General features: G+C 36.4%; 23 protein-coding genes and 3 pseudogenes. 22 read left to right on the forward strand and 4 right to left on the reverse strand.

Annotated elements, in window-relative coordinates; all coding sequences use genetic code 11:
- Positions 1-7: 7 nt before the first annotated feature.
- The 18 genes and pseudogenes from ACYVQ1_RS05300 to ACYVQ1_RS05385 all read left to right on the forward strand — a co-directional run bounded on the left by ACYVQ1_RS05300 (position 8) and on the right by ACYVQ1_RS05385 (position 17,942).
- Complete coding sequence (locus ACYVQ1_RS05300; RefSeq protein WP_008534924.1) at positions 8-952, forward strand: 3-oxoacyl-[acyl-carrier-protein] synthase III C-terminal domain-containing protein; 945 nt, start codon at positions 8-10, stop codon at positions 950-952.
- A gap of 221 nt (positions 953-1,173) precedes the next feature.
- Positions 1,174-1,383 carry a hypothetical protein gene (locus ACYVQ1_RS05305; protein ID WP_004182317.1) on the forward strand — a complete coding sequence of 70 codons (210 nt, stop codon included), beginning with the start codon at positions 1,174-1,176 and terminating at the stop codon, positions 1,381-1,383.
- 10 nt (positions 1,384-1,393) lie between these two features.
- Positions 1,394-1,573, forward strand: coding sequence for a hypothetical protein (locus ACYVQ1_RS05310; RefSeq protein ID WP_270334161.1), 180 nt, complete (start codon positions 1,394-1,396; stop codon positions 1,571-1,573).
- Positions 1,566-2,444, forward strand: coding sequence for an ABC transporter ATP-binding protein (locus tag ACYVQ1_RS05315; RefSeq protein ID WP_461250076.1), 879 nt, complete (start codon positions 1,566-1,568; stop codon positions 2,442-2,444). The genes ACYVQ1_RS05310 and ACYVQ1_RS05315 overlap by 8 nt, the downstream gene beginning before the upstream one ends.
- Positions 2,444-3,181: an ABC transporter permease gene (locus tag ACYVQ1_RS05320; RefSeq protein WP_461250077.1), complete on the forward strand. Its 738-nt coding sequence runs from the start codon at positions 2,444-2,446 to the stop codon at positions 3,179-3,181. Before ACYVQ1_RS05315 ends, ACYVQ1_RS05320 begins: the two co-directional genes overlap by 1 nt.
- Entirely contained in the window at positions 3,174-4,268 is a 1,095-nt protein-coding gene (locus ACYVQ1_RS05325; RefSeq protein ID WP_461250078.1) for a histidine kinase, read from the forward strand. The genes ACYVQ1_RS05320 and ACYVQ1_RS05325 overlap by 8 nt, the downstream gene beginning before the upstream one ends.
- Positions 4,265-4,867: a response regulator gene (locus ACYVQ1_RS05330; RefSeq protein WP_461250079.1), complete on the forward strand. Its 603-nt coding sequence runs from the start codon at positions 4,265-4,267 to the stop codon at positions 4,865-4,867. The genes ACYVQ1_RS05325 and ACYVQ1_RS05330 overlap by 4 nt, the downstream gene beginning before the upstream one ends.
- A gap of 136 nt (positions 4,868-5,003) precedes the next feature.
- Positions 5,004-5,306, forward strand: a pseudogene (locus ACYVQ1_RS05335) (transposase); the annotation flags it as partial.
- 566 nt (positions 5,307-5,872) lie between these two features.
- Complete coding sequence (locus tag ACYVQ1_RS05340) at positions 5,873-8,620, forward strand: class I SAM-dependent DNA methyltransferase (RefSeq protein WP_461250080.1); 2,748 nt, start codon at positions 5,873-5,875, stop codon at positions 8,618-8,620.
- Positions 8,613-10,568: a DEAD/DEAH box helicase gene (locus ACYVQ1_RS05345; protein ID WP_461250081.1), complete on the forward strand. Its 1,956-nt coding sequence runs from the start codon at positions 8,613-8,615 to the stop codon at positions 10,566-10,568. The genes ACYVQ1_RS05340 and ACYVQ1_RS05345 overlap by 8 nt, the downstream gene beginning before the upstream one ends.
- Positions 10,558-11,694, forward strand: coding sequence for a GIY-YIG nuclease family protein (locus ACYVQ1_RS05350; protein ID WP_461250082.1), 1,137 nt, complete (start codon positions 10,558-10,560; stop codon positions 11,692-11,694). Before ACYVQ1_RS05345 ends, ACYVQ1_RS05350 begins: the two co-directional genes overlap by 11 nt.
- A gap of 572 nt (positions 11,695-12,266) precedes the next feature.
- On the forward strand, positions 12,267-12,422 hold the full coding sequence (locus ACYVQ1_RS05355; protein ID WP_461250083.1) for a hypothetical protein: 156 nt from the start codon (positions 12,267-12,269) through the stop codon (positions 12,420-12,422).
- A 359-nt stretch (positions 12,423-12,781) separates the two neighbouring features.
- Positions 12,782-13,300, forward strand: a complete 519-nt coding sequence (locus tag ACYVQ1_RS05360) for a DUF3592 domain-containing protein (RefSeq protein ID WP_461250084.1) — start codon at positions 12,782-12,784, stop codon at positions 13,298-13,300.
- Between the two features lie 206 nt (positions 13,301-13,506).
- A pseudogene (locus ACYVQ1_RS05365) lies at positions 13,507-13,686 on the forward strand (ABC-2 family transporter protein); the annotation flags it as partial.
- Between the two features lie 38 nt (positions 13,687-13,724).
- Positions 13,725-14,186 (forward strand): GNAT family N-acetyltransferase, encoded by a 462-nt coding sequence (locus tag ACYVQ1_RS05370; protein WP_461250093.1) that lies wholly within the window; start codon positions 13,725-13,727, stop codon positions 14,184-14,186.
- A 627-nt stretch (positions 14,187-14,813) separates the two neighbouring features.
- Complete coding sequence (locus ACYVQ1_RS05375) at positions 14,814-16,103, forward strand: hypothetical protein (RefSeq protein WP_461250085.1); 1,290 nt, start codon at positions 14,814-14,816, stop codon at positions 16,101-16,103.
- Between the two features lie 65 nt (positions 16,104-16,168).
- A complete protein-coding gene (locus ACYVQ1_RS05380) occupies positions 16,169-17,074 on the forward strand; it encodes a hypothetical protein (RefSeq protein ID WP_179969459.1) in 906 nt (301 codons plus the stop codon).
- Positions 17,052-17,942 carry a hypothetical protein gene (locus ACYVQ1_RS05385; RefSeq protein WP_156246835.1) on the forward strand — a complete coding sequence of 297 codons (891 nt, stop codon included), beginning with the start codon at positions 17,052-17,054 and terminating at the stop codon, positions 17,940-17,942. Before ACYVQ1_RS05380 ends, ACYVQ1_RS05385 begins: the two co-directional genes overlap by 23 nt.
- Positions 17,943-18,052: 110 nt before the next feature.
- On the opposite strand, the gene ACYVQ1_RS05390 is transcribed toward ACYVQ1_RS05385, so the two are convergent.
- From ACYVQ1_RS05390 to ACYVQ1_RS05405, 4 genes are all read right to left on the reverse strand, one after another.
- Positions 18,053-18,961 (reverse strand): helix-turn-helix domain-containing protein, encoded by a 909-nt coding sequence (locus tag ACYVQ1_RS05390; protein WP_156246834.1) that lies wholly within the window; start codon positions 18,959-18,961, stop codon positions 18,053-18,055.
- A 155-nt stretch (positions 18,962-19,116) separates the two neighbouring features.
- Positions 19,117-19,836, reverse strand: coding sequence for an ABC transporter permease (locus ACYVQ1_RS05395; protein WP_461250086.1), 720 nt, complete (start codon positions 19,834-19,836; stop codon positions 19,117-19,119).
- Entirely contained in the window at positions 19,829-20,665 is an 837-nt protein-coding gene (locus tag ACYVQ1_RS05400; protein WP_461250087.1) for an ABC transporter ATP-binding protein, read from the reverse strand. Before ACYVQ1_RS05400 ends, ACYVQ1_RS05395 begins: the two co-directional genes overlap by 8 nt.
- An 85-nt stretch (positions 20,666-20,750) precedes the next feature.
- A complete protein-coding gene (locus ACYVQ1_RS05405) occupies positions 20,751-21,662 on the reverse strand; it encodes a helix-turn-helix domain-containing protein (protein ID WP_461250088.1) in 912 nt (303 codons plus the stop codon).
- A 214-nt stretch (positions 21,663-21,876) separates the two neighbouring features.
- Here ACYVQ1_RS05405 and ACYVQ1_RS05410 point away from each other — a divergent pair, with 214 nt between their 5' ends.
- From ACYVQ1_RS05410 to ACYVQ1_RS05425, 4 genes and pseudogenes are all read left to right on the forward strand, one after another.
- The gene (locus ACYVQ1_RS05410) at positions 21,877-22,398 is read left to right on the forward strand and encodes an RDD family protein (protein ID WP_461250089.1); all 522 of its coding nucleotides are present in this window, start codon (positions 21,877-21,879) and stop codon (positions 22,396-22,398) included.
- Between the two features lie 60 nt (positions 22,399-22,458).
- Positions 22,459-22,903, forward strand: a pseudogene (locus ACYVQ1_RS05415) (NUDIX domain-containing protein).
- Positions 22,904-23,097: 194 nt separating this feature from the next.
- On the forward strand, positions 23,098-24,447 hold the full coding sequence (locus ACYVQ1_RS05420) for a DUF262 domain-containing protein (protein ID WP_014634652.1): 1,350 nt from the start codon (positions 23,098-23,100) through the stop codon (positions 24,445-24,447).
- A gap of 4 nt (positions 24,448-24,451) precedes the next feature.
- Positions 24,452-26,284, forward strand: a complete 1,833-nt coding sequence (locus ACYVQ1_RS05425) for a GmrSD restriction endonuclease domain-containing protein (RefSeq protein WP_461250090.1) — start codon at positions 24,452-24,454, stop codon at positions 26,282-26,284.
- The last annotated feature ends 206 nt before the right edge of the window (positions 26,285-26,490 follow it).

Consider the following 26,490-nt stretch of genomic DNA (forward strand, 5'->3'; position numbering starts at 1 on the left):
AATGACAATGACAGAAGTAAAAAGACATGTTGAAATCGCAGGTTATGGAGTTTGTCTTCCAAAACAAACCGTACAATTCAAAAATCAAACACGTTATCGTGTTGTAGAAGATGAAGAAACACAGTTGGATTTGGCCGAAGTGGCTATCCAACGAGCTCTTGAAAATGCCAATTTGAAAATTGAGGACATTGATTGTCTTGTCTCAGCCAGTGCAGTTGGTGTGCAGCCTATTCCTTGTACTGCAGCCTTGATTCATGAGCGTGTGGCAAAAGGACTTGCCATCCCAGCCATGGATATCAATACGACTTGTACAAGTTTTATCTCAGCTTTATCAACAATGTCCTACTTGATTGAAGCTGGTGAATACCATCGTGTCCTGATTGTATCTAGTGAGGTCGGAAGTCTGGGTCTCAATCCGAAACAAAAAGAAAGTTTTGAACTCTTTAGTGATGGAGCAGCAGCCTTTATTTTCCAAGCAAGTTCTCAAGACAAAGGGGTTATTGCAAGTCTACAACATACCTGGTCAGAAGGTGCTCATGATACTGAAATCCGTGGAGGTTTGACTTCTTACCATCCTAAAAAATATTCAGAAAAGACAAAAACGGACTTTATGTTTGATATGAAGGGCAAGAAGATTCTCCTTTTATCAGCGCATAAGCTTCCTGATATGTTCCAAGAATTCCAAGAGAAAACTCACTTGGCTCTTGCGGATGTGGACTACATCATTCCCCATCAAGCTAGTCGTGCCTTATCTTTGGTAATGGATAAACTTGGTATTGCTGAAGATCAATATCTTAACATAGTTACCGACTATGGTAATATGGTTTCTGTATCTGTTCCATTTGGCTTGGCTTACTCATTAGATCATGGATTAGTTAAAGAAGGAGATGTCGTCTACCTTTTGGGAACAGCAGCAGGTATGACGGTTAACATGTTGGCCTTGAAATTATAATTTCTTGGCTAGAAACGAGTAGTGTCAAAATGACGGAAGAACTTCCTTTTGCTTATAACTTAAGTTAGAGTTGACGTAAAGGTCAGCTCTTTTTTCTTGCCTTTACGTCACATGACAAATGTCATGTCATGTCATGACATCTGGTGCTAAAAAGAGAGTGACTAAAAAGATATACTTTAGTCATAACTTAGAAATAATAAAAAAACGAAAGAGGTCATCTCATGAAAATCAAAACATCTTACCTTATCTACGCTGTTATCGGAACTGTCTTTGCTGGACTTAGCATGTTTACTGATATCTTTGAAAAAGGCAACTTTGAAGCTATCTTCTCAAACCTTGGCATGATTATTGGCTTGTCTATCTCAGCCTACATTCTCATCACTATGGCTAAAAGTTTTATCGACCTTGTCATTAATGAATTGAAAAACTAGGAGATCCAGCATGAAACTATTGAAAATACTGAGCATCATGCTCCTAGCGACAATTTGGACCATCCTCTTTATCTGTGTCCTACTTAATGGCGGCAGTGATATTCTCTACAGTGTTATGGGCGTGTCTGTTGCAGCTTGTTATGTCTTTTTAGCCTTCTACCAAAAGAAAGGAAATCACAAACATGAGTGAAGCAGTCCTTCAAGTTACAAATCTTGTCAAAAAAATCAAAGGTAAAACGATTTTAGACCATATCAGCTTTAAGGTGGGTCAAGGAGACTGTCTTGCCTTAATTGGGCCCAACGGTGCGGGTAAGACGACCTTGATGTCCTGCATTCTTGGTGATAAGAAAGCCAGTAGCGGTCAAGTCTTTATTAAGGGCAAAAAGGGGAAAGCGCAAGATCAAATTGCGGTTCTCCTCCAAGAAAATACCATTCCCTCACAATTAAAAGTCAAGGAACTGATTGCTTTTTTCCAAGATATTTCTGAAAATGGATTATCTAAAGAAGAGATTCAAGAACTCTTACAATTCAAAGATGACCAGTATCAGCAGTTTGCGGACAAACTCTCAGGGGGACAAAAACGCCTTCTTGCCTTTGTCCTCTGTCTAATTGGCAAGCCTGACATTCTCTTTTTAGATGAGCCGACAGCAGGGATGGATACTACGACACGCCAACGCTTTTGGGAAATCATCAATGATCTGAAAAAGTCAGGTGTCACTATCCTCTATTCGTCCCACTATATTGAAGAAGTTGAACACACAGCTGATCGTATCTTGGTCCTTCATCAGGGGAAACTTATCAGAGATACTACGCCACATGCCATGCGTAGCGAGGAAAAGGAAAAACAAGTCACTTTACCAAGTCGCTTTGCACCAAGTCTTGATAAACTGGCAGCAATTTATGAAGTAACTGAAAAACGTGATGTTGTAACCTTTATGACTAAAGATATTGAAAGTATTTGGAGCAGTTTACAAGCTCAAGGATGTCGCATTTCTGACATTGAAATTCAAAATAAGACACTTTTAGATAGCCTATTTGATAGCACTAGGGAGGACAAGTAATGCAAGCACTACTTAAAATTGAATGGATAAAAACATGGCGCAGTTGGCCTGTCTTTATCATGTCTATCGGAATGCCCGTCGGATTTTTCCTCTTGTATTCAGGTATGGAGATGAGTCCTGATCCAGAGTCACAAAAAGCTTTTATCTTGTCCTATATGTTGACCATGACAGGATTCTCAATGTCCAGCTTTGGTTTCTTTACCTTTCCCTACATGCTTAGAGAGGACCAAACGGAGCATTGGTTAACCTATATCGAACATTCAAAAATCAGTATTCAGGCTTATTACCTCTCTAAAATTTTCCGAGTTCTTATGAACTTTATGGTTGCTATCATCGTAACTTTCTGTGTGGGAGCTTTTGTGCGTGATGTTGAGATGCCATTCTCACATTGGCTCGGTTCAGGTGCTCTCTTACTCTTATCAAGCCTAGTCTTCCTATCCTTTGGCTTACTCCTAGCCCAAATTAAATCTCAACAAATCATGGCTATCGTCGGAAATATCGTCTTTCTTGGACTTGCTATTATCGGTGGTTCTTGGATGCCAGTTACCATGTTTCCAAAATGGGTTCAGCACATTTCGGAGTGGACACCCATCTATCATATTAATCAGTTGGTAGTCAATTTCGCAAAAAAAGGGGAATTTTCATGGAAATCACTCATTTTTATCTTGGTCTATGCTACAATAGCTACAGGCTTAGCCCTTTTTATCAAATCTTACAGAGAAAGTGACCATGTTTAGAACTTACCAGAAAAATGATTTCGCTTATTTTGTTAGTCTGATTTTCCTAGTCTTCCCAGTATTGGGAGTCTTTAGTGGCTATTTTCCAGTTTGGACTCTAGTTTTGACAGGACTGTTTACCATTGCTTATCTCCTTATGGTGTATTTGAAAAAAGCCTATATCAAGTGGATTCCCTTTCTGTGGTTTTACACTCTAGCTTACATTATCTTTATGTCCATAACCTTCCAGGGGGGTATGATGTGGTTTGTTTTTTTCAACGTCAATCTTCTCGTTTGGCGCTTTGAGGATAGCATATCATCTTATCGATTCTTATCCTTTCTAGCGACACTCTTGATTTTGACGTCATCATCCTTCCTATTGACAGACGATTTGAGCACCCACCTCATGTCTATGGTTATTCCCCTCTTTTCTTTGGGAATGTACTATTTTCAAAACCGTATGCGTCAGGAGAGAAAGATGGAAGAAGCCCTTGCGGAGAAGAATCGTACCATCAATATCCTGTCCGCTGAAAATGAACGCAATCGTATTGGTCGTGATTTGCACGATACCTTAGGACACACCTTTGCCATGATGAGTCTCAAAACCGAGTTGGCTCTAAAACAGATGGACAAGGAGCAGTATGATGCTGCTAGAAAGAATCTGGAAGAATTGAACCAAATTAGCCGTGACTCCATGTACGAGGTGCGTGAGATTGTCAATCAGCTCAAGTACCGAACGGTAGCCGAGGAGTTGCTAGAACTTGAGCGGCTCTTTGACCTATCGGATATCGTCTTGACCGTGGATAGTAGCCTTGACTTAGACAGCCTGTCACCTGTTAGCCAGTCTACCTTATCTATGGTGCTTCGTGAACTGGCCAATAATGTCATTAAACATAGTCAGGCTGATAGCTGTCAGATTCGTCTAAGCCGTCATTATGGGATTGTTTTAGAGTTTGAGGATGATGGTTGTGGGTTTAAGGAAGTCACTGGACAAGAACTACACAGTATCAGAGAGCGTCTCAGTTTGGTAGATGGAGATTTGGAAATCCTGTCTCAGTCGAATCCAACAATCATTCGTGTGCATTTGAAAAAGGGAGGAAAAGCATGAAAATATTAGTCGCCGAAGACCAGTCAATGTTGAGGGATGCCCTCTGCCAACTCCTCATGCTGGAGGATGATGTCCAAGAGGTCCATGCGGCCAGTGATGGCCAAGAAGCCATTACTCTCTTGGAAAAAGAAGAGGTCGACGTAGCCATTTTAGACATTGAAATGCCAATAAAGACAGGACTTGATGTCCTTGAGTGGATCCGTGCCAATCAAAGTGAAACGAAGGTTGTTATTGTGACCACCTTCAAACGAAAAGGCTATTTCAAACGAGCCCTCGCAGCCCAGGTGGATGCCTACGTGCTCAAAGAACGTTCCATCAGTGACCTCATGGCGACCATCCATACCGTCCTAGCAGGACAAAAGGAGTACTCGCCAGAGCTAGTTGAAGGTGTTGCCTTTGACAATAATCCACTCAGCCAACGCGAACAAGAAGTCTTGGCCATGGTGGCTCAAGGGTCAACCAACCAAGAAATCGCAGAAAGCCTCTTTCTCTCAAATGGAACCGTACGAAATTACATGACAGCCATCCTGACCAAACTCGATGCAGGCAATCGAACAGAAGCCGTCCGCATTGCCAAAGAAAAAGACTGGTTGGGGTGAGGAGAGAGTTTATAAGAATGAAGTCACCATATGGTGGCTTCAGATTGAAGAAAAGACCTCAGAAGTTATACTTATGAGGTCTTTTCTTGCTTCGAAGGAGTATAATAAAAGAAAAGGTATTTGATGAGGTGCCCACATGTTTCACAAAGAAAATCCTGAATACAATCGACGACAAGTAGGATTCTATACGCTTGATGAACTTGTACCTAAAGACCATTTTCTAAGAAAAGTCGAGGAAACAATTGATTTTTCTTTTATTTATGATCTTGTCGAAGATAGTTATTCCTCGGATAATGGTCGCCCTAGTCTAGACCCTGTTTTATTAGTTAAGATTCCGTTGATTCAATGTTTTTATGGCATTCGTTCTATGCGCCAAACCATCAAGAACATTGAAGTAAATACAGCTTACCGTTGGTTTCTTGGCTTATCTCTGGATGATGCAGAAATTAATTATTGGTGATCTACTACCGTTTACTATGATTTTAGGACGTAAACCACCAAAATATAATGATAGTCTAATCCGAAAAATATTACTTAAGGTCTATAGGTTTATGCAAGTTTTTATAAGAAAAACGTCAGAATTAAGATTGAAAAATAGTCACGTCAGTTAAGTATCTCGGTTAAATAAAGTGAATCTAATATTTATTACCCCACCTTTAGTAGAACTATGCTAAAGATTTTTTTTGAAAAAAATTTGCATTCGAGGAAATATTTCATGCTTAGTGTAATCTTGATAGTTAATAAATGATATAATTAAAATCAACAGTTGTACAGAGGTGAAGTATGTCAATTTCTTATAACAAGTTATGGAAGTTATTGATTGCTTTGAATATGAGCAAAACTCAACTCTGCGAAATATCAGGTGTCGGACCTAATGTAATTGAATAACTCGGAAAAAATAAGTTAGTGGCCAAGGAATCATTATTGAAAATTATGTCGACTTTGAATGTTGATGTCAATGAAATAATTAGTTCATATGTTATAAACGTGAAGGATGTTAAATAAATGGCAAAAAATAAAGTTTTAAGCATTACTGAAATTGAAGATGGTGTAAAAAGATTACTTTCGAAAAATAACGGGGATGATTTTATCACCCAATTTTTGGCTTTGTATGATATTCCTAAAACATCAATCACACGTGCAAAATCAAAATTCGATAAAGGTGGACCATTTATAATTAAGAATAAACTTCACTATGAAGAAATTGAAGGTGATGTTGTCATTGCTATTGATGCGATTGCTCAGTCAATCAAAGAACAAAAGTCAAAACCACGATACATCTTGGTAAACGATTATTCTGATATTGCTGCAATTGATACGAAAACACATGAAACGCTAAACATTTCAATTGAAGAACTGCCAGCAAATGCTGACTTTTTCTTAGCTTGGAATGGAATTGAGAAGGCTGATTATCAAGCTGAAAACCCAGCAGACCGTAAAGCAGCTGAACGTTTTGCAAAATTGTATGATGTGGTGGCAAAAGATAATCCAGATGCTAATGAACATGCATTTAACCTGTTCCTGATTCGCGTGCTGTTCTTGTTATTCGCAGAGGACACAGGAATTATGAATAAGGGTTCTTTCACAAATGTTCTAAAGACAAGAACACTTGAGGATGGTTCGAATTTTAATGAAGTCATAAAAGAGCTATTTGCGATTTTGGATATTAATGAGTTAGCCCGCAGCGGCAAAGATGAATGGTTACTCGAGTTTCCATATGTTAATGGAAAATTATTCGGTGAACCACATGTAGATTTGAACTTTTCAAAAGTTTCAAGAGAACTGCTTATTGAGGCTGGGGAACTATTGAATTGGAATGAAATCAATCCCGATATCCTTGGCGCAATGATTCAATCGGTTGCATCAGCCGAAGACCGTCATGTTGCTGGTATGCACTATACAAGTGTGCCGAATATCATGAAAGTCATCAAACCTTTATTCTTAGATGATTTGATGGACGCTTTTGAAGCGTTAAAAATTCGGAGTGAAGAAAACGAGTTGAAAGATATTACAGAAAAAACTCGTAACGATAATAGGAAATCAATCATTAACGAACTCGGTTCTTTATTGACAAGAATTTCCAAGATTAAATTTTTAGATCCAGCTAGTGGATCCGGAAATTTCTTAATCATTGCTTATAAAGAAATCCGTCGACTTGAAATCAAAATTTTACAGTTATTGGGTGATTTACAAGATAATGATTCAATGCCACTATCAGTTATTCATCTCGGGAATTTTAACGGAATTGAATTGGATGACTTTGCGCATGAGGTAGCAAGACTTTCTTTATGGATTGCTGAGCACCAAATGAACAAAGAACTTGAGGAAGCAATCCCAGGTACCATTGCTGAGTTGTTACCGCTTAAAGATGCTGGGAATATAGTATGTGCTAATTCCCTAAGGATTAACTGGAATGATGTCCTACCTCATAAACCAGATGACGAAGTTTATCTTATGGGAAATCCCCCATATATTGGCGGAAAGAAAATGAAGAAAGAGCAGAAAGAAGATAACAAACTTCTATTTGAAACAAAAGTTTCAGGTTGGAAGAATATGGACTATATATCTGGGTGGTTCTATTTAGGGGCTGAATATATTAAGAATTCAGTCTCAAGAATGGCTTTTGTATCAACCAATTCAATTAATCAAGGTGAACAAGTATCGATGTTGTGGCCATTGTTGCTTGAACAATTAAGAATTGATTTTGCTTATCCTTCTTTTAAATGGAGTAATTCAGCTAAAGGGCAGGCTGCAGTAATCGTAGAAATTGTAGGGTTGTCAGATAAAAAGACAACACTCAATGTATCACCGAAAATCTATTCTGAAGACGGAACGGTGAGAATGGTTGACAATATTAGTCCGTATTTAACTTCTGGAGAAAATGTTTTTGTGAAGAAGCAAAGCCGTCCAATATCTAGTATTCCCAAAATGGACCTAGGAAGTATGCCTAAAGATGGTGGAAACTTTATTGTTGAGGAAGATGATTATCATGAAATAATAGACGAATACCCTGAATTAAAAACAATAATTCGCCCATATTTAGGATCAAAAGAATATATAAATGATGAACTTAGGTATGCCATTTGGTTACCAACGAAAGAAGAATATGATGAATACAAAAATATTCCGCTAATTAAAGAGCGAATTCAAAAAGTAAAAGAATTTAGGCTAGAGAGTGACGCGGAAAGCACTCGTGAGGCAGCCGACTACGCTTATGCGTTTAAGCAAAAAGGAAACCAAGTAAATGCAGATAAAGCGGGTATCAAATCAAGTATTATCGCGCCTAGGGTTTCTTCGAGCAATCGTGAATACATTCCTTTTGGATATGTGGGTGGAGAAACTATTGTTTCAGACTCTGCAAATGTCATTTTTGGGGCTCCGATTTGGCTTTTGGCGTTAATTGAATCCAGAATTCATATGACATGGGTAAGAGCAGTCGGTGGAAGGCTTAAAACGGATTACCGATATTCTTCTAATGTTGTTTATAATACCTTTCCTATTCCTAGTCTTTCAACACAGCGAAAAAATGAAATGACTAGGGTAATGACCGAAATTTTGGATTTACGCGAATACGAAGGCGGTACATTAGCGGATTTATATAACAAAGATACCATGCCAGAATCATTACGCAAGAAGCACGAGGAACTGGATGGGATTGTTGATAGAGCTTATCAGCAACATCCGTTTGAATCTGACGAAGATCGACTTGGAACACTACTAAAACTCTATCAGGAGATGACAACGAATGACTAGTAATTTATTTGAAATTAATTTTGATAAAAATCAATCGAAAACAACAAACGACCTCGGTATGCGTGAAATGCAAGAACGTGTTTATGAGAAACGTGCGTCGCAATACTTACTCGTGAAATCCCCACCAGCTTCGGGGAAATCACGTGCGCTGATGTTTGTTGGTTTGGATAAACTCCACAATCAAGGAATTAAAAAAGTGGTTATTGCGGTTCCTGAACGTTCAATCGGTAAATCATTCAAAGATACGGAATTATCGAAGTTTGGTTTTTATTGGGATTGGGAAGTAAAACCAAGTAATAATTTAACTATTGGCGGCGGCGAAAAATCGAAGGTTCAACATTTTGTTAAATTCATGAACTCGACAGATCCTAGTGATAATATCCTGATTGCTACACATGCTACGTTGCGATTTGCTTTTGAAGAGTTGGATGATTCACTGTTTGACAATACGCTTTTAGCAATCGATGAGTTCCATCATGTCAGCCGCGACGATAATTCTGTGTTAGGCAATGCCTTGCGTAGCATCATGTTAAACTCCAATGCGCACATCTTAGCAATGACTGGTTCATATTTCCGTGGCGACTCCGTTCAGATTCTGGAACCAGCTGATGAAGATAAATTTGATAAGGTCACATACACTTATTATGAGCAACTGGAAGGATATAAATATCTGAAATCATTTGCAATGGGTTATAGTTTCTATCGTGGAAAATATACGGATGCGTTGGATAAAGTAATTGATGTCAATAAGAAATCCATTATCCATATTCCTAACGTTAACTCTGGTGAATCGACTAAAGACAAGTACGCAGAAGTTGACGAAATACTTGATTTACTGACGGACGGTGGTAATATCACACAGAACGAGGATGGCATTTATGAAATCGAACGTCCCGATGGTATAGAATTATTAGTAGCCGACCTCGTAAATGAAGATGGACGTGAAAAAGTCTCAGCATATTTAGCAAGTATTACAGATGACATTAGAGACCTTGATAAGCTTGATATCATCATTGCACTGGGAATGGCAAAAGAAGGATTCGATTGGCCGTTTGCGGAATACGCATTGACAATCGGTTATCGTAATTCATTAACTGAAGTGATTCAGATCATCGGTCGCGTAACTCGTGACAGTCCCAATAAGACACATGCACAGTTTACAAATCTTATTGCTCAGCCAGATGCACAGGATGATGAAGTATTATTCGCAGTTAACAGTATCATGAAGGCCATTTCTGCTTCGTTACTAATGGAACAAGTGTTGGCGCCAGTCTACAAGTTTAAACCAAAAGATGATAAGCCAGACAAACCAGGTAACCTTTCAATTAGAGGATTGAAACCTGCTGATACTACGGAACGTACGAAAAAGATCATCGAAAATGATATGGAAGATTTGAAATCTAGTATTTTACAGAGCCAAGATATTCAAAACGCGATTGTATCAGGTGCGGAAGCAAAAATGATTAATAAAACGTTGATTCCACGGGTCATCATTGAACGTTATCCTGATTTGACGAATGAGGAGTTAGAAACCGTTCGCCAACATATGGTTGCTGATATTAATATCGCAGCTGGCCAAACAACAACTTCAGAAGATGGTAGTCGTGAAATTATCAAGATGGCCGACCGCTTCATTAATATTGATGAATTGAATATTGATTTAATCGATCAAGTGAATCCGTTCCAGCGTGCGTATGAAGTGATTAGTCGCGATATCGACGCACCGACGCTTCGTTTTATCCAAGATTATCTTTCATCAAATAAGTATGATTTTACTGATGAACAATTGGTTGCTGCCTATCAAGCTGCTAAGAAGTTCCGTGCAGAAAATGGTCGAAATCCTGATCGAAATAGTAAAGATGATGGTGAAAAATACTTGGCCTTTGCTTTGCTACGACTTGCTGAGATAAAACGTGAAAGAGAGGCAGCGGAAGAAGATGGCGAATAGTTTAGACAGCATCTTTGAAGATGACGCTTTTGATGATTTAACAAAACAAGTTGAAAAAAAGAAAGTTGTAAAACAAGATCCAGAAGTTGCTAAATTTCAGGAGATTATAGACTTTGTGAATGAAAATGGACGAGAGCCGGAAAAAACATCTGAATGGTCTAGTGAACGTGCGTTGTGGGCTCGTCTTAGTGGCTTTCGAGGAAAACCTGAAAGAGCTGAGAAGGTTAAGAGCTATGACACTCTCGGCTTATTGGCGAAAGACTTCGAACTAGATGGAGAATTTCTTGATGATTCAGGTGAAAATAATGTCGAGTTGAATTTAGATGATATCTTAGGTTCAGATGATATGATTGATGATTTTTCAGACTTGTTGGACGTTTCTCGCTATCGAAGAACTGTGAATGCGGCAGATAAAATCGGTCGGAGAAAACATGCAAGTCATTTTGAGAAGTATAGGGGCTTATTCGATCAAGTTCATGCAGATATCGCATCTGGCAGACGAAAAATCATCCCGTTTGAACAGTATGACATTCATGAAAATAGATTCTACATCCAAAATGGTGTAATGATGTATATCGTTTCCATTTCAAAGGATACCTTTATCGCTGATAATGGGAAGACAAATGCTAGAATGCATGTTGTTTATGAGAATGGAACAGAGAATAAGAATCTGTTGTTACAATCTTTGGCTTCGTCTCTCTATTCGACTGAACGTCATGGACGGATGGTGACAGAACCAGTAGACGAAGAAACGTTAGCTGAAAGTTTTGGCGAAGAATATACAACTGGCTATATCTACGTTTTGAAGTCACTAAGTACGGATCCTGACATTAGCAAGTGGAATAATCTGTACAAGATTGGTTTTACTCGAAATAATGTTGAAAGTAGAATTGCTAATGCGAAAAATGATGTAACATATTTAAATGCACCTGTAAAAATTATGCTTTCTGCTAAAGTGCAAAATGTGAACGCTCAGCTGCTTGAACGAACCCTGCATCATGTATTCCAGGACAAACAAGTTATCTTTCAGGATGGAAATTTCAAAAAAGCGACTGAGTGGTACATGGTTCCATTAAATGATATTGAATTAAAAATCAATGAAGTAATCGCTGGATTACAAAAATAAATATGAAAATGTACTGTACTCCTAAATTGGATATAGTGCTTTTTATATTTTTCTAAATTGGTCAAATTATTTTAGACTTTCACAAGTAACCCAGATAAACGTGATAGGATGTTTGATAGTTCAAAGACTTATTAAAACAAATTGAGAAATTATATTAAAAGCCATCTGTTTCAACAGTTCGAATAGCCTTAATAAGCTGTTATAGTGTTCATTTGGTCTTCAATGTTCAAGTCATTCTTAATCATAAAAGAAAATATTAATGTCATGCTCATTTGAAATAAACTTACAGTTAGCAATTTCTTTATCACAATCAAAGGTGATTGACTTACAGTGATGTTTAGAAATTTGAGACAGTCATTGATGGATAGATGTTTTACTATTACTGTTGTTACACCCTTGTTTTTTAGCGTGATGATGACCTTTGAGAGAGTTTTTACCATGGTAGTGACTGCACTTTTTAGGTATCCAAACTCTGTATGAAAATCATGATAGAGATCAGCTCTTTGGCGTAAGTCTCTGCGAAATATTTATTTTTCATGTTCTTTCTTCATGGCTTATGGAATTCTTTTTGTATGAAATTAAAAATTAAGCGACTTGAAAAAGAAATCGAAAAGTTAGAAGCTCGAAGAAAGATATACATGGCCATTCTGGAGGATGACGAAGATGCATTGTTAGCCATTATGAAGAATGACAAAGAGTTATTGTTAGATGTGATAAATGAACTTTGAAATATTATATCGGTTTTTAGATGAAGACGTTCATCTTTTCCATAGCTTGGTAGTAAAGCTAAGTTTTAAAACTTACAACTACTTGAAGCAATTGTTCAAAGGAATTTTTACCATGGTGTAAAGTTATGACTTATACTCACCGCACTCAAAAAAGGAATTATTTTCAATATTTTTAGAGTTTCTATCTTTAAGTCACCCTATGGTGGCTTTTTTGTGGCTTATAATCTATCTAAACATTCACAAGCAAGCCAAGCCCAGACATGGTAAAATGGAGTGAGTTGTGCTTATTCCAGTGAGCAAAATACAAAGACTAATGTGGGAGAATCAAATGGTAAAAATTATCTTTGAGGTGGAAAATCATGTCTAAGTTACAGATTATATTTTTAGCTTGGCCCATAAGCTTCGCCGTTTTGTCATTTACAATATTTCTTTTTCGCTATTTGTATCTCAAAGAACTTAATCGTAAAAAGAGGTCTACAGAGAGCATAAAAGGTAGCGTAGTTGGCTATAGATACTATACTGATGCCATTGCTCCGATTGTAGAGTATGTCGTCAATGGTAAAGCTTTTAGAAGAAGTCTGGAGTATGAGTGGGTCACGACAGTTTCACTTCCTTGGAAGAGTTCCAAAGCCACCTCTAATCCAGACTTGTTGGCTAAAAGACTTGTTCTATACACCAATTCATCAGTGCCATATACCGCCAAGGATTTTTTTCCATTGGGATCAACTCTGACGGTTTGGTACAATCCAGATAATCCCAAAGAATCCTATGTCGAACGTTTTTGTGGAGCTGTGAAAGTTTATAAATATACTTATTGGCTATTGGTTTTGATGCTTGTTTTCATCACGATTATTTGTTTGACTATGGCAGTCCGATAAATGCTTTATATCATACAATCTGAGTCTGTCTTTTTAGACAGATTTTTTTGTTTTTTCAAGTATCAAAACTCTTTTCTCTTTTGCGAGAATAACACTTGGTTTCCTTTTTTAACTGCTTTATAATAGAGTCATACTGATGCCTTCTGCTGTGATAAAGAAGGCAGATTTTAGGAGATGAGAAATCGTGTTTGAATGTTTAGGAGCAGCTTCTAGGCTTTATCGTACCAGTTGCTTTTACGGCTTACTATCCTGCCAGTTATTTCTTGCAGGGCAAGGATGGGCTCTTTAACATCGGTGGTTTGATTTTGATTTCTCTTGTCTTCTTTTTCATTTCCTTGAAACTATGGGACAGGGGATTGGATGCCTATGAAAGTGCTGGATCGTAAGAGGGAAAGTAAAACTAAAATCAAGAAAGGAACTTATGATGTTTACAATCGAAGAAGTCAAGGATGAAGATCAAAAAATGGCAGTTGTCGCTGAGGTTTTAAAGGATTTGCCAGAATGGTTTGGAATACCTGAAAGCACGCAAGCATACATCGAAGGAGCCAAGGAATTGCAAGTTTGGGCAGCCTACCAGGAGAGTGAGTTGACTGGATTTGTAAGCTTGTCCTATTCTAGTGAAGAGTGTGCAGAGATTGATTGTCTCGGCGTAAAAAAAGCTTATCAAGGTAGAGGAATTGGGAGTCAATTGCTTGCGACTTTAGAAAGAGAAGCAGGCAAACAAGTAGACTACCTACAGGTAAAAACAGTAGCAGAAGGCTCTAATAAAGATTATGATCGAACAAATGTCTTTTATCGCAGTCTTGGTTTTAAAAAATTAGAGATTTTTCCTCAACTATGGGATCCCCAAAATCCTTGTCAGATTTTGATAAAGAAAATCGTTTAAAACTTCCTGACAAAAAATTGAGAGTGCTACACTATAAAAGTGTTAGCCAATTTAGCTCAGTTGGTAGAGCAAGGCACTCGTAAAGTCTAGGTCAGGAGATTTTGATGCTGTCATAAAGGATGCTAGAGAAACAATCAGTCAGACGGAATTAAAGCAGAAATATAAGAACTTTTTGAAAGTTATCTCATTCGTTCAATCGTGCTGATAGATTCTAATTTGTCCAGAGAAGATCTGGGAGCTCAGTTAAACACAGACTCTACACTAGCTGAGAAAACTAAAAAGGTCTGTCTCGCTCTTTATGATTTAACCATTCGAAGTAGAGATTAATTGGAAGTGCCTGAAAAACTGTACTGATTCCAAAAAGTTAGATTTTTTCTGTCTAACTTTAGGGCTATCGTTCTTATATCTTATTTTAGGTAGTTTTTTACTATTATTCCTAAGTTTTTTGATGTGGTACTTATTTATTCTGTTAGCATTATCAGGGCAATTTAAGAAAAGCAAATATTTGAAAATCTTGGAGAAGAAAGAGACCCCCCTGCTAGTTATTTTTGTTGAATCATTCACCTGTTTGGGTGTTTTCTTTTTCATATTATCGGTGAACTTGCGAATGCTAAATAATCAGATATAATGAAAAGTAAATCTATTTCAAAAATGAGTATAGGAGATAAGTTGATGGATTATAAGAGGATCTGGAAAAAATATACCCTTATTTTACGTATCAGTACCGTGTTAATTATTATTTTTTTATTTTTCCTTCGATGGTTATTTTTAGAAAATTCCACAATACAGTTGGTTGCTTCAATGAGCGTCGTTGGTCTAGTTCTTCTATTAAAAATTTACTTAAATAGCTTATTGGTAAGGGAAACTCACAAAGCCCTTAATGAAACTATTGGTTTAGATTTCTGGTATGATTCGATTCAACGGTATGGTAAGTCTCGTCGTAAAAAGAATCAGATCAATGCTAGGATTGCATCTATTACCTATGCTTACATGATTGGCGACTTCCCATCGGTCATCAGCCAAGCAGAGGAATTACAATTTGCAGGTATTAGGAAAACTTACCTTAATTTTCTATGGATTATTTCACTGAAAGCATCCTTGCTTTCTGCAAAAATAATCAGCAAAGATGACCTCTTAAAATCACTCCATTATCTAAACTTTAAAGACGAGAAAGCAAAAGAAGTCGAACAGATGGAATTTCTTGCTATGTACGATATCCTTGTGGAGAGGAAACCAAATGATTTCTTTAATCAAGCAACTGCTCCACAAGCCTTTGAACGACTTGAACTTCAGTATTTTAAAGCCTTAAATGAGCTAATAAAAGGAAATAAGACTCAATCCCAAAACTTGTTTGAAGAGATTGCACAAGAAGATGAGCGCCTGTACTTTGTACGAATGGCAAGACAGTGGTTGGGCAATAAAGGTGAAGGAGTTACCAAAAATTTAGAACAGGGGTTAGAGAAAATCGAGCCTCTAACTGTCGATTTGCCAAGTCTAGAACTTGAGACACCTAAAAAGAACAAGAAAAAATGGTTATGGTTGCTATTGATTATACCAGCTCTAATGCTTCTGGGGATTATTAATACCACTATTGATGAGGAAAAATCAGATGATGGTATTTACTATCTCATCGTTAAAAATCGATCAACAAAAACAGCTACAATTGATAAAAATTTTTGGATAAAAATAGACGGTGAGCAGATTACTCTAAAGGATGTGGAGGGAGAGCAAACCTATCACTATGACTCCCAAAATGATGAATTCACTAAAGATTCAGAGACATATAATTGTCTGTTCAACAATGGTACCCTACTTCTTGTGGGTGACGGTTCAGATAATGAACCACTAGATTATGTTAGTCCTGAAAGCAGTTGGTATTCAGGCTATGAACAGGGAAAAGTCAAAATAGAAAAGTAGCTTAAACCGGAGAGGGACGCAAATAGCAGACTTGATTACAGTAAGAGAGAGGTGATGGTTAAGAAATGAAAAAATCAATTTTTAAAGCCAGTTTTGAAGAATCTTTAAATCTATTAGATGATGCTTTACTTCAGTATATAAAGAAAGACTATTACGAAAAACTGGGCAAAGGCTTAAACAATGGAAAGCCAAGTATTGGTTTTAGAATAAAAAGTATTCTCTACAGCGTCTTATTTGTATTCGGATGTAATTTTCTCTGTGCCTTATTTGCCTCTTCTTTGGATGTTGCAGATTCCAAAGATTTAACCTTGCCTGTTCACAAGCCGTCACTGTTGACCCCAGAATTATTTCTGATTTGCTGTTTCATATGGCTATTACTTGTACTTATTGGAAAATTTGTTCGTAAACCATTTATTCGTCCATACAGATATCGCTTCCATATGGAGACCTTTTTATTTTGGTTCTGTCTTGAATTCAATCTCTTGGCCATAACTGTAGCCCTCCCGACCCTAACCTCAGTTGGAATCTGGTTTATTTATATTTTCTTGTTTATCATTGCCCTAATATTCCTCCGTATGGAGAAAAAAAGTTTAACCACTTGTTTATTTGGCGAGAAGATTGGAGAAACGCTACTTGATAGGATAGCAAGCCTAATGGCTACCTATGGTTCAGGAGTGCTAGGACTTGCAGTAATTATCAAAATAATCTTATCGCATTCGGGCATAGCAGTTTCACAAAGTTTGACTTTGTTAGGTATGTTCTTGACATGGATAATCATAGATATTGGATTATTGGCAATGGTTATCTTCATGGAGTTCCCTTTCTTTTTAGAAGGTTACTACAAATGGAAATACCCTGAAGAATACCGTGACTGGGAAGGCAAGTCAGTAGAAGAATGGTATGGGAAGAAGTACTTGAAGAAGCATAAGGAGTTGTTGAAAGCTAATAATGAAAAAGAAATCAATCTTTAAAGCCAGTTTTGAAGAATCTTTAAATCTATTGGATGATGAGATCTCGGGAAAATATGTTGAGGATCTCTATCAAGATGCTTTAAAAAAAGAAAAATATAGAGGAACCTTGAAGTCGTATGTTTGGCAAATCATTTTAACACTAATTTTTGTGATAGGGCTTAATTGGGGATTCTTAGCTGTAAATAGTTATTTCTTTTATGAACCTGATAAATCGGAATTCACATTTCCTATTTCAAAAATAAATTTCTTTCCCCCTTGGGTATTTTGGCTTTGTTTGTTCATGTGGTTTTTTCTAATTATACTTGGAAAAGGGTTTAACAAACAATTTATATTAATTTATAGAACACAATTTCATCTATTAGTTACATACTTTCTCTGGTTATTAGTCGAAGTTAATTTGTTTTTCATGACACTTACATATGGAAGTTTAGAGTTTTGGGGAATGACAATTTTTATTGGTTCTATTTTCTTAGTCATCTTTCTCATGTTTCGAAATCGTCTCTTCTCATTAAGACAATTAATGTATGGAGAAAATAATAATGACACTGTTAAAAATGACTTTATTGGTAAAATTGTAAAAGCTGTTATGAAATATGGTGGGATACTTGTTGCACTTTATATGCTTATGAAACTTTTTATGCCACGATTTGGAGAGTTTAGATCTGAGGGATTTATTTTTCTACAGTTTTTAGGGATGTGGTATCTTATCACTCTTGTGATTGTTGCCTTCGAAATCTATCTCATGTTCCCCTATATGATGCAAGGCTACTACAAATGGAAATATCCTGAAGAATACCGAGATTGGGAAGGCAAGTCAGCAGAAGAATGGTATGGGAAGAAGTATCTGAAGAAGCATAATATCAGCTGAAAGAAAAAAATTGAAATAATAAAAGAAGCATCTGAATTTGACTTCAGATGCTTCTTCGGTAGTTATTGCATTTAGAATGAATCATATTAAAGATGTTGCTGATATATTTTCTATTTTGTATTTAAATCTTTTTCCATTTCCATTTTTAGATTTTTGATGAAAACTTGGTCGCCAAAAGCTTCAGCCAGAACAGTTGCCGTATTATAGAGATCTCTTGCTTTATTGATGTCATTTTCATAATATAAATAGTATTTTGCTTCAAAAATGAGTACGGCGGGTTTGTAAGCATGTTGTAGTGTCTTATCAATAACAGTATGCATTTTATCGACAATAGTTTTCATATTTCTATAATCATGATGCATCACATAGATTCCAGCTATAGTTGACAATGCCCCAAGTAGTTCAACATTAACTAGCTCTTCCCCTTGTAATTCTTGATTAATTAATTTGCATCGAAAACTTTCAACAATTTCTTTATCATAGTCACCAATTTGACATCGAAATCCATAGTATTTAATTAATAAGAGGTCATTTAAAGAATATTTATCCTTCCTCAAAACTTGAGTGAAATAATCTTCAAATACCTCTTCAATAGGATCCTCCTCTTCCATAATCATAAACTTTAACGTTCTTTCAATAATATCAATGGCTAGAAGTTCCTCCTCAGGAAGAACATCAATATAGTTATCATATAGGTCCTCAATATCTTTTAGCTTCTTCTTGATACGTCCGGTGTCCCCATAGACAGGGGATTTCATGAGTTTATATTTAGACCTATAATACTCTTCAGGAATGTCTAGTTTTGTTTCACCTAGCAAATAGTTGAGAGAAACACCTAGTTTATCACTGATATACTGCAGTTTGACAATAGTTGGCAATGAGCGACCGAGCTCGATTCTCATCAATTGTTTGACGGTTAATTCATCTTCAGTATCACAGACTTGTTCACGAGTTAATTCTTGTCGTTCACGTTCTTCACGAATTCTTTTTCCAATCTCGATTTTAATATCATCAGACATCTGTATTCCCCTTGAGTTTTAATTATATAATAATATACCTTAAAATCATGTGAATGAAAAGACTCTAGGAACTTGTCTGTGTTTCTAGTTAGAGCAAATAGGGGAATAAACAAAACAACCATCTAACACTCAGTTTAGATGGTTATGGTTTTGAATTAAGATATTTTTCGTAATCTCTTAGATTGTAGAATGATCAGTGTAGTAAATAGGAGTAACCAGACTAGCAGGGATAGTGAGCTTGCTACTTGGTCCTGCCACTTAAAGGTTTCAAGGTGCCCTATAGATTTCGTGAACAATCCCATATAACTGTACTTTGTGACATTATCAAAATCTTTACTGATTTCTGAAAGCATTGGAATAAACATACTAATCATTATTACTGGAAGACTAATCACTTGGGCAGATACTTGAGTTTTGCTGATTAATCCAATGAAAAGATTGATAAGCATCATTACTAAAGATGTAGCAAATGAAACGATAAGATAAGGACCATAATGAGTTTCAATATTCAGTTCTAGTATTTTTGGAATAGCAGTTGTCATAACTAAGCTAATAAGCACTGGGTAAAATAAAACTGAAAGGATATAGTTCGTACTGTTAACACCACTTAAAAACAAAGTTCTTAAAATATTTTTTTCTTTTTCTTCGGAAACAATAGTACTGATTGGATTTCCAACTGATAAACTCAAAGATAAAGCTAAACACAGGCCTAATAGATTGACTTTCATTGAGTTTGTTAGAGTACCTTGAATCTCATTGATATGTTTATATAGAAAGGCAAATCCTAAAGGAAGGAGGATTTGTAGGATAATGGTTTTGTTAGATTTGATAACTCGTTTTCTAAGCCATAGTAAAGATTTCAATTGGTTAAACATTAAGTTTTCCTCCTGTAAGTTGGATGAAGATGTCTTCTAAAGTTGGTTCACATGAATGGATGGTTTGAATATCTTGAGTTGCAGTAATATGATTTAATTCAGAGAAGGGAATCACTTTCTCTTGACCTGAACAGTAGGTCACTCTTACCATTTTATTTGTATTATATTTCTGAATAAGCTCAGCAGGTTTTCCTTCTTCAACAATCTTCCCTTTATTTAGAAGTACAATGTTATCGCATAAAATGGTAGCCTCGTGCATGTCATGTGTCGTCAGAAAAATGGTTGTCCCATGTTCTTTAAGCTCTTTGATGAGAGCGTGAATGGTTTGAGATGTTGATGGATCTAAACCAGAAGTCGGTTCATCAAGAAAGAGAACTTTGGGCTTGTTAATGATAGCCCTAACTAGAAGCATCCGTTGTTTCATCCCTGTAGAGAGTTTTTCTGCCAAGGTTTTACGATGGTCATAAAGTCCGACACGCTTCATCAAATCGTCAATATAATCTGGTGAAACATTGTAGAGTTTTGCGAAAAATAGAAGGTTATCATATAGAGTCAATTTTTCATAAAAGCCACTATTTTCAGTGATTAAACCAATTTTTGACAAATCCTCTTCTTTTAACTGAAGGGATGGTTTGTCTAAGATATAGGTTTCTCCCTGACTAGGAGTGAGTTGACCTGTTAAGATATTGATTGTTGTCGTTTTACCAGAGCCTGATGGACCTAGGAAACCTAAAATTTCACCTTCTTCAACTGTGAAGTTTAGATTTTCTATTGCTTTATATTTTTGAAATTGTTTGCTTAACTGTTTTGCTACGATAAGGTTTGTCATATCTTGATTTCTCCTACTTGATTATATGAATGAGTATAAACAAAAAAATAACGAATCAAAAGGACATTTATGTCACTTAGATTTGTTATTTCGTATTTAAATCTTTTTCCATTTCCATTTTAAGATTTTTGATGAAGACTTGGTCGCCGAAGGCTTCGGCTAGTACGGTGGCTGTATGATAGAGCTCTGTTGCTTTATCTTTATTGTTCTCATAGAAGAGATAGTACTTTGCTTCAAGCATTGTTATACCTGGCTGATATGAGTGTTGCATAATGGAATGTATGATTTCATACATCTTATCGACGAGAGACTTCATATGTTCGTATTCATGGTGCATAACATATATCCCAGCTATAGCTGATAAAGCCCCCAATAGTTCCACATTGGATAATTCATCACCTTGCAATCTTTGTTTTATTAACTTCATTCGAAAATGCTCAATTGTAGCTTTATCATATGAAGAACCTTGACATTGTACAGCATAATATTTTATCAACAAAAGGTCATTCAAGGTGTAGTCTTCTTTTTTTAATACCTGATTCAAATAGTCTTCAAATACAATCTCAACAAGATCTTCTTTCTTCTCTTCAGATATAAAATTCAGGGTTCTTTCAATGATATCAATGGTTAGCAGCTCGTCCTCTGGTAGTATGTCAATATATTTTTCATAAAGTTCTTCAATATCCTGTAGTTTTTTCTTGATACGTTCAGAATCGCCATAGACAGGAGACTTCATGAGTTTATATTTAGCCTGATAATAGTCTTCAGGAATGTCTAAATTAGTTTCTCCCAACAAATAATTCAGGGAAACATTTAGTTGATCACTGATGTATTGCAGTTTGACAATAGTTGGCAATGAACGACCAAGCTCAATCCGCATCAGTTGTTTGACGGTTAATTCTTCTTCAGTGTCACAGACTTGCTCACGTGTTAACCCTTGTCGCTCACGTTCTTCACGAATTCTTTTTCCAATCTCTATTTTAATATACTGAGACATACATTACCCCTATGATTCAGATTTTTAATACTAATATAACGTAAAATCGAAATAAAGTCCAAAAGACTTTGAATCTAGTGTATAATAGAATCTACAGGTGTTTACAATTATGAAACAAACGCATTTTGTGAGCTCAATAGCCTTCAATTTTTTCTCTCAAATATTATTTAGAATATTAAAAATGTTATAATAGAAGATGAGAAAGGGGGAGTCGATGATGAAAATTTTAGCAATAAACCCTATTCCGTTTAAAAAAAGAATGATTGAATTTCTCTTTGATTATCTTTTCATTCTAGCTTATTTAGTTCTTCTGTTTTTAGGTTCTACGCTTATATACATTATTCTTTTCAATGGCGTCCCTGAGTTTACAGAAATTCAGTCTCAGTGGCTTGTATTTTTCACCTCTGTTTTGCCAATTACGCTCCTTTTCACATACTTGGATTATGCAAAAAATGGGAGTTTTGGGAAGATAAAAGCGGGACTTGAACTGGTCTACCAGAAAAAAACAGTTCAGGCTAGCTTGATCAGAAATACCATTAAATTTTTACCTTGGCAAATAGGTCATATGGGCACGATTCATGGTTTCTATAGTAATTTTGAAGTATTGTCCATTATCCTCTCTATTTCGGCGACTCTCCTCGCAGTTTCCTTACTGGCAATGACGATGTTTAGAAAAGATAAGAGGCATCTTGGCGACCTGCTAGCCCATACGCAAGTGCAACTAAAAGAAGAATAGGGTAGAGATTGTTTATCCTATCCTTAAAGAAAAAGACAAACATAGTTAGGAAGTATTTGTATGAATGAGACTGTTGAGTTTACAAATCTTTGTATGGTAAGAGACGGCGATAGAGTTCTTGTTATTGATCGTAAAAAAAAGGACTGGCCAGGCATAACCTTTCCTGGTGGTCATGTCGAAGGGGGAGAATCATTTACGGAAGCAGTAATCCGTGAAGTGAAGGAAGAAACTGGCTTAAGGATTGCTTCTCCCCGGATTTGTGGAATGAAAGATTGGGTAGAAGACGGCATTCGTTATGTAGTTCTCTTTTATAAGACAGAAAAGTTTGACGGAGAATTAATATCCTCTGAAGAGGGGGGAAGTCTGGTGGGAGGACCTGAAAGAATTGCCAAATCTAGACCTCTCTCTAGATATGGAGGATATGCTTCGTATCTTTCTTGAAGAAGACCTGTCTGAATTTTTCTACTACCAAGATGGAGAAGACTGGAAGTACGATTTAAAGTGAATTTGGATACTGATTCTTTTAATAATTAACTTGATAACTTTTTTTAGCAGTTAACCCAATGGTTGGCTGTTTTTCTTTGTCATAAATAAAAAAATAAAAATTCGTCATCAATCTTGAGTTGACTTCTTAAAGTGTTATAATGAGTGATATAAAACCGTATTTAAAGAAATTGAAGTAGATAGAGGAGTTGTTCAATGTCAAACTTGAATGAAAATTTGCGCATTGTCAGTGTTAGAGAAATGATGGTAGAAAGGTTAGCGATTCCTAATTATCAGAGACCGTATCGTTGGGGAACACAATCAGCACTTAGACTGATCACAGATACTTATGAGGCGTTTAAGAATAGAATTCCAGAATATCGAATGGGGTCTGTTGTACTCCACAGAGAAAACATAAATGACGCATCTTCTAAACTTAATATTGTCGATGGCCAGCAGCGCTTAACAACTCTTTCTATTCTTTTATTTGTGGTGTATGAGATACTTCAAGAGGCATCATATGCTAATCTTTCATCCTTGCTGAATGAGGAATATAATGAACTATCTAGAGAAGCGATCGTGCATAATTTCCAAATCATCAAGCGAAAGCTAAGAGAGTTTGACGGACAAGAAGTTAAAAAGTATGCTGATTATCTTCTTGATAACTGTTCTTTGGTAAAGATTATCACGAATGATGAGCAGGAAGCTTTTCAATTCTTTGACTCCCAGAATTCTCGGGGGAAGGCTCTCTCTCCACATGATTTGTTGAAATCTTATCATTTGAGAGAAATGAATGATGAATCTGAAAGTGATAAGATTGAGATCATACAAGCTTGGGAAAATAAAAATCAAAGCGAACTGGAGGATCTCTTTGCAGACAATCTCTTCCCCTTAGTGAGATGGTATAAGAACAAAAATGGCCTTCATTATTCTACTAAAGATATTCAAACTTTTAAGGGAATTAAACCTTCGAATCCCCATCATTTTGCGACTTATGCTAAAGCCTCTCATCTTTATGTGGAACGTTTTAATGCTGACAAAGTGTATGAGCTAACAACTGGAATTCCTTTGAATCAATTCCAGTTAACCCAACCCTTGATTGCTGGAAAAAGATTCTTTTCATACACTTTGCATTATGCCAACCTCTATAGAGAGATTGTGAACTTGGTCGATAGTAGATTTAATGAAGAAGAGGTCATAAAAAACGGAACTGGTGATCTCTATGTTTATAATCTCTTCATAAATATTTTGATCTTCTTTGTCGATAAATTCAGTATGAAGGAATTGACACCTGCAAGATTGTCTTTTCTACATAGATGGGCTTATTCTCTAAGATTGATCATGAAAGCAGTCTATAGAGAATCGGTAAATAAGTACGCACAAGGACAATCAGATCGTATCAATAAGGGATTGAATCTCTTTGCTTTGATTTCTGAAATGCAGGATCCGATAGGGTTGGATACCATTGTTTTAGATATTATCTCAAAGGAAGCTTTCCAGAATTCCAACGTGAATAAAAAACGCTATCAAAAACTCTATGATAAAGTATTTGGAGAGGAGGACTAGTCTAATGAGAAGTGAAAAGTATATTCAACCAGATGAATTGAATGTGGACAATGTTTTTGAAAATGTCAACTATGTCATCCCAATCTATCAACGAAATTACGCATGGAGAAAAGATGAAATTGAGCAATTGCTAATGGATATTGATGATCTTGACGAAACTAATTCAAGTAAATATTACCTTGGCAGTTTAGTGGTCAATCAAGTCCAACCTCGAGTTTACGAAGTAATCGATGGCCAGCAACGCTTAACTACTTTGTTTTTGCTTCTTCGTTATCTGGATCATCCTTCTGTAGAAAGAAATCCTTTGAAATTTGAAGCTAGAGAAAAATCGAACATCACTCTAGGTGAGATCGAAACTGTAATGGATAGTAAAGAGCCTTCTCTTTATTCAGAAGAGTTAGTAGAAGGATATGAAATAATTAAGAAATATTTCCAGAGCAAAAACGCTAATGATGATTATAAAAAACGGTTTAGAGATAAGTTTTCTACTGTAACAATCATCCGAACCCAGGTTCCTCAAAATATCGATTTGAATCACTATTTTGAGATCATGAATACTCGTGGAGAGCAATTGGAGCTCCATGAAATTGTGAAAGCAAAGATTTTGGGTGCTATCAAGTCTGAAAATGGATTCAGTGAAGAGGACAAAAAAGATAAACTAATTGCAGCTACGATTTGGGATGCTTGTGCACAAATGGACAACTATCTTCAGATGGTTCTCCCAGTAAAAATACGTGAAAAACTATTTAGTGCAAATTGGGATATGCTGAGGGTGGCTGACTTCTCAGATCTTCGTGACATTTTTAATGCAGAAAATAACAGTGATGAGACTCAATTTACCTTAAAAACTATCTTGCAAGCGCCGGATCCTACTGTGTCTAATCAAATTGATGATAGGGAAGAAGAAAATGAACGGTTTGAGTCTATCATTAACTTTCCAAATTTTCTTTTGCAGGTCAATGAAGCCATGGAGATGACTGAGACGGATCGTGATAGTGGATTAGATGATAAGCGATTCCTTGACTTATTAAAGGACAGATGGGCTAGTAAAGAAAAGGCCTTGGAGTTTATCTATGCTCTTTTGAAGTATCGGTATCTATTTGATCGTTATATTATTAAAAGAGAATATATCGGTGAATACAAGGTCGAAGGGAAATGGTCTTTACAAAAGCTCGTCATGTATGAGGATAAAAAGGGGAGAAAACCATCCTATAAATCTACTTTAGACTCAATGGATCAAGAAGAAGGAACGGATAATCAACAATTACGACTCCTAGAATCTTGCCTGCGCGTGACCTATACTTCCCCTAAGACCATGCACTGGATTGCTAGAGTCTTGACGAATGTGAATAAAGAGCAAGATGGCAAACTCCTTATCCCTACCTTAGAAAAGTATTGCTGCCAAAAAATTGAATCTTCAGATTATCGAAATCGAAGTGGATTTGGTATCGATCGGATTGTCTTTACTTATTTGGATTATCTGTTGGCGAGGGATAGAGCATCTGAATTTAGCAATTTCCAATTCCAGTTCAGAAATTCTATCGAACATTTCTTCCCTCAGCACCCTATTAACGCTGATAATTCAGTGACTGTTGAAAATAGAGATCTGTTGGGGAATCTTGCTCTCATCACTGTTTCAGCCAATTCAAAGTTTTCGAATCGGTTTCCAATTGAGAAGGTTGAGCATTTTCCAAATATAATAGAGCAAAGTCCCAAGTTGAAGGCGATGAGTGACCTGCTCAAGAAATATGATCGAAAATGGGATAATAACAGTGTCAAAGAGCACAATGCAAGCATGCTCAGTCTATTAGAAACGGAGATAGAAAAGTACAAATAAGTGTTGATCTTTTCAAAATAGTGAAAAGCTAAAAATTATAGGAAAGAAGAAAACTGTAAAGTAGAAATTGCAGTTTTTCGTATGTTTGTCAACTGTAGTGGGTGACGAAAAGCTAACATCTAGAGAGGACCTGATAGGTCTTCTCTTTTTTTATGTTCAAAATGATGAAGACACGTTTCTTAAAGTTGATGAAGTTTCTAAAACCG

It is taken from the genome of Streptococcus parasalivarius (assembly GCF_054785155.1).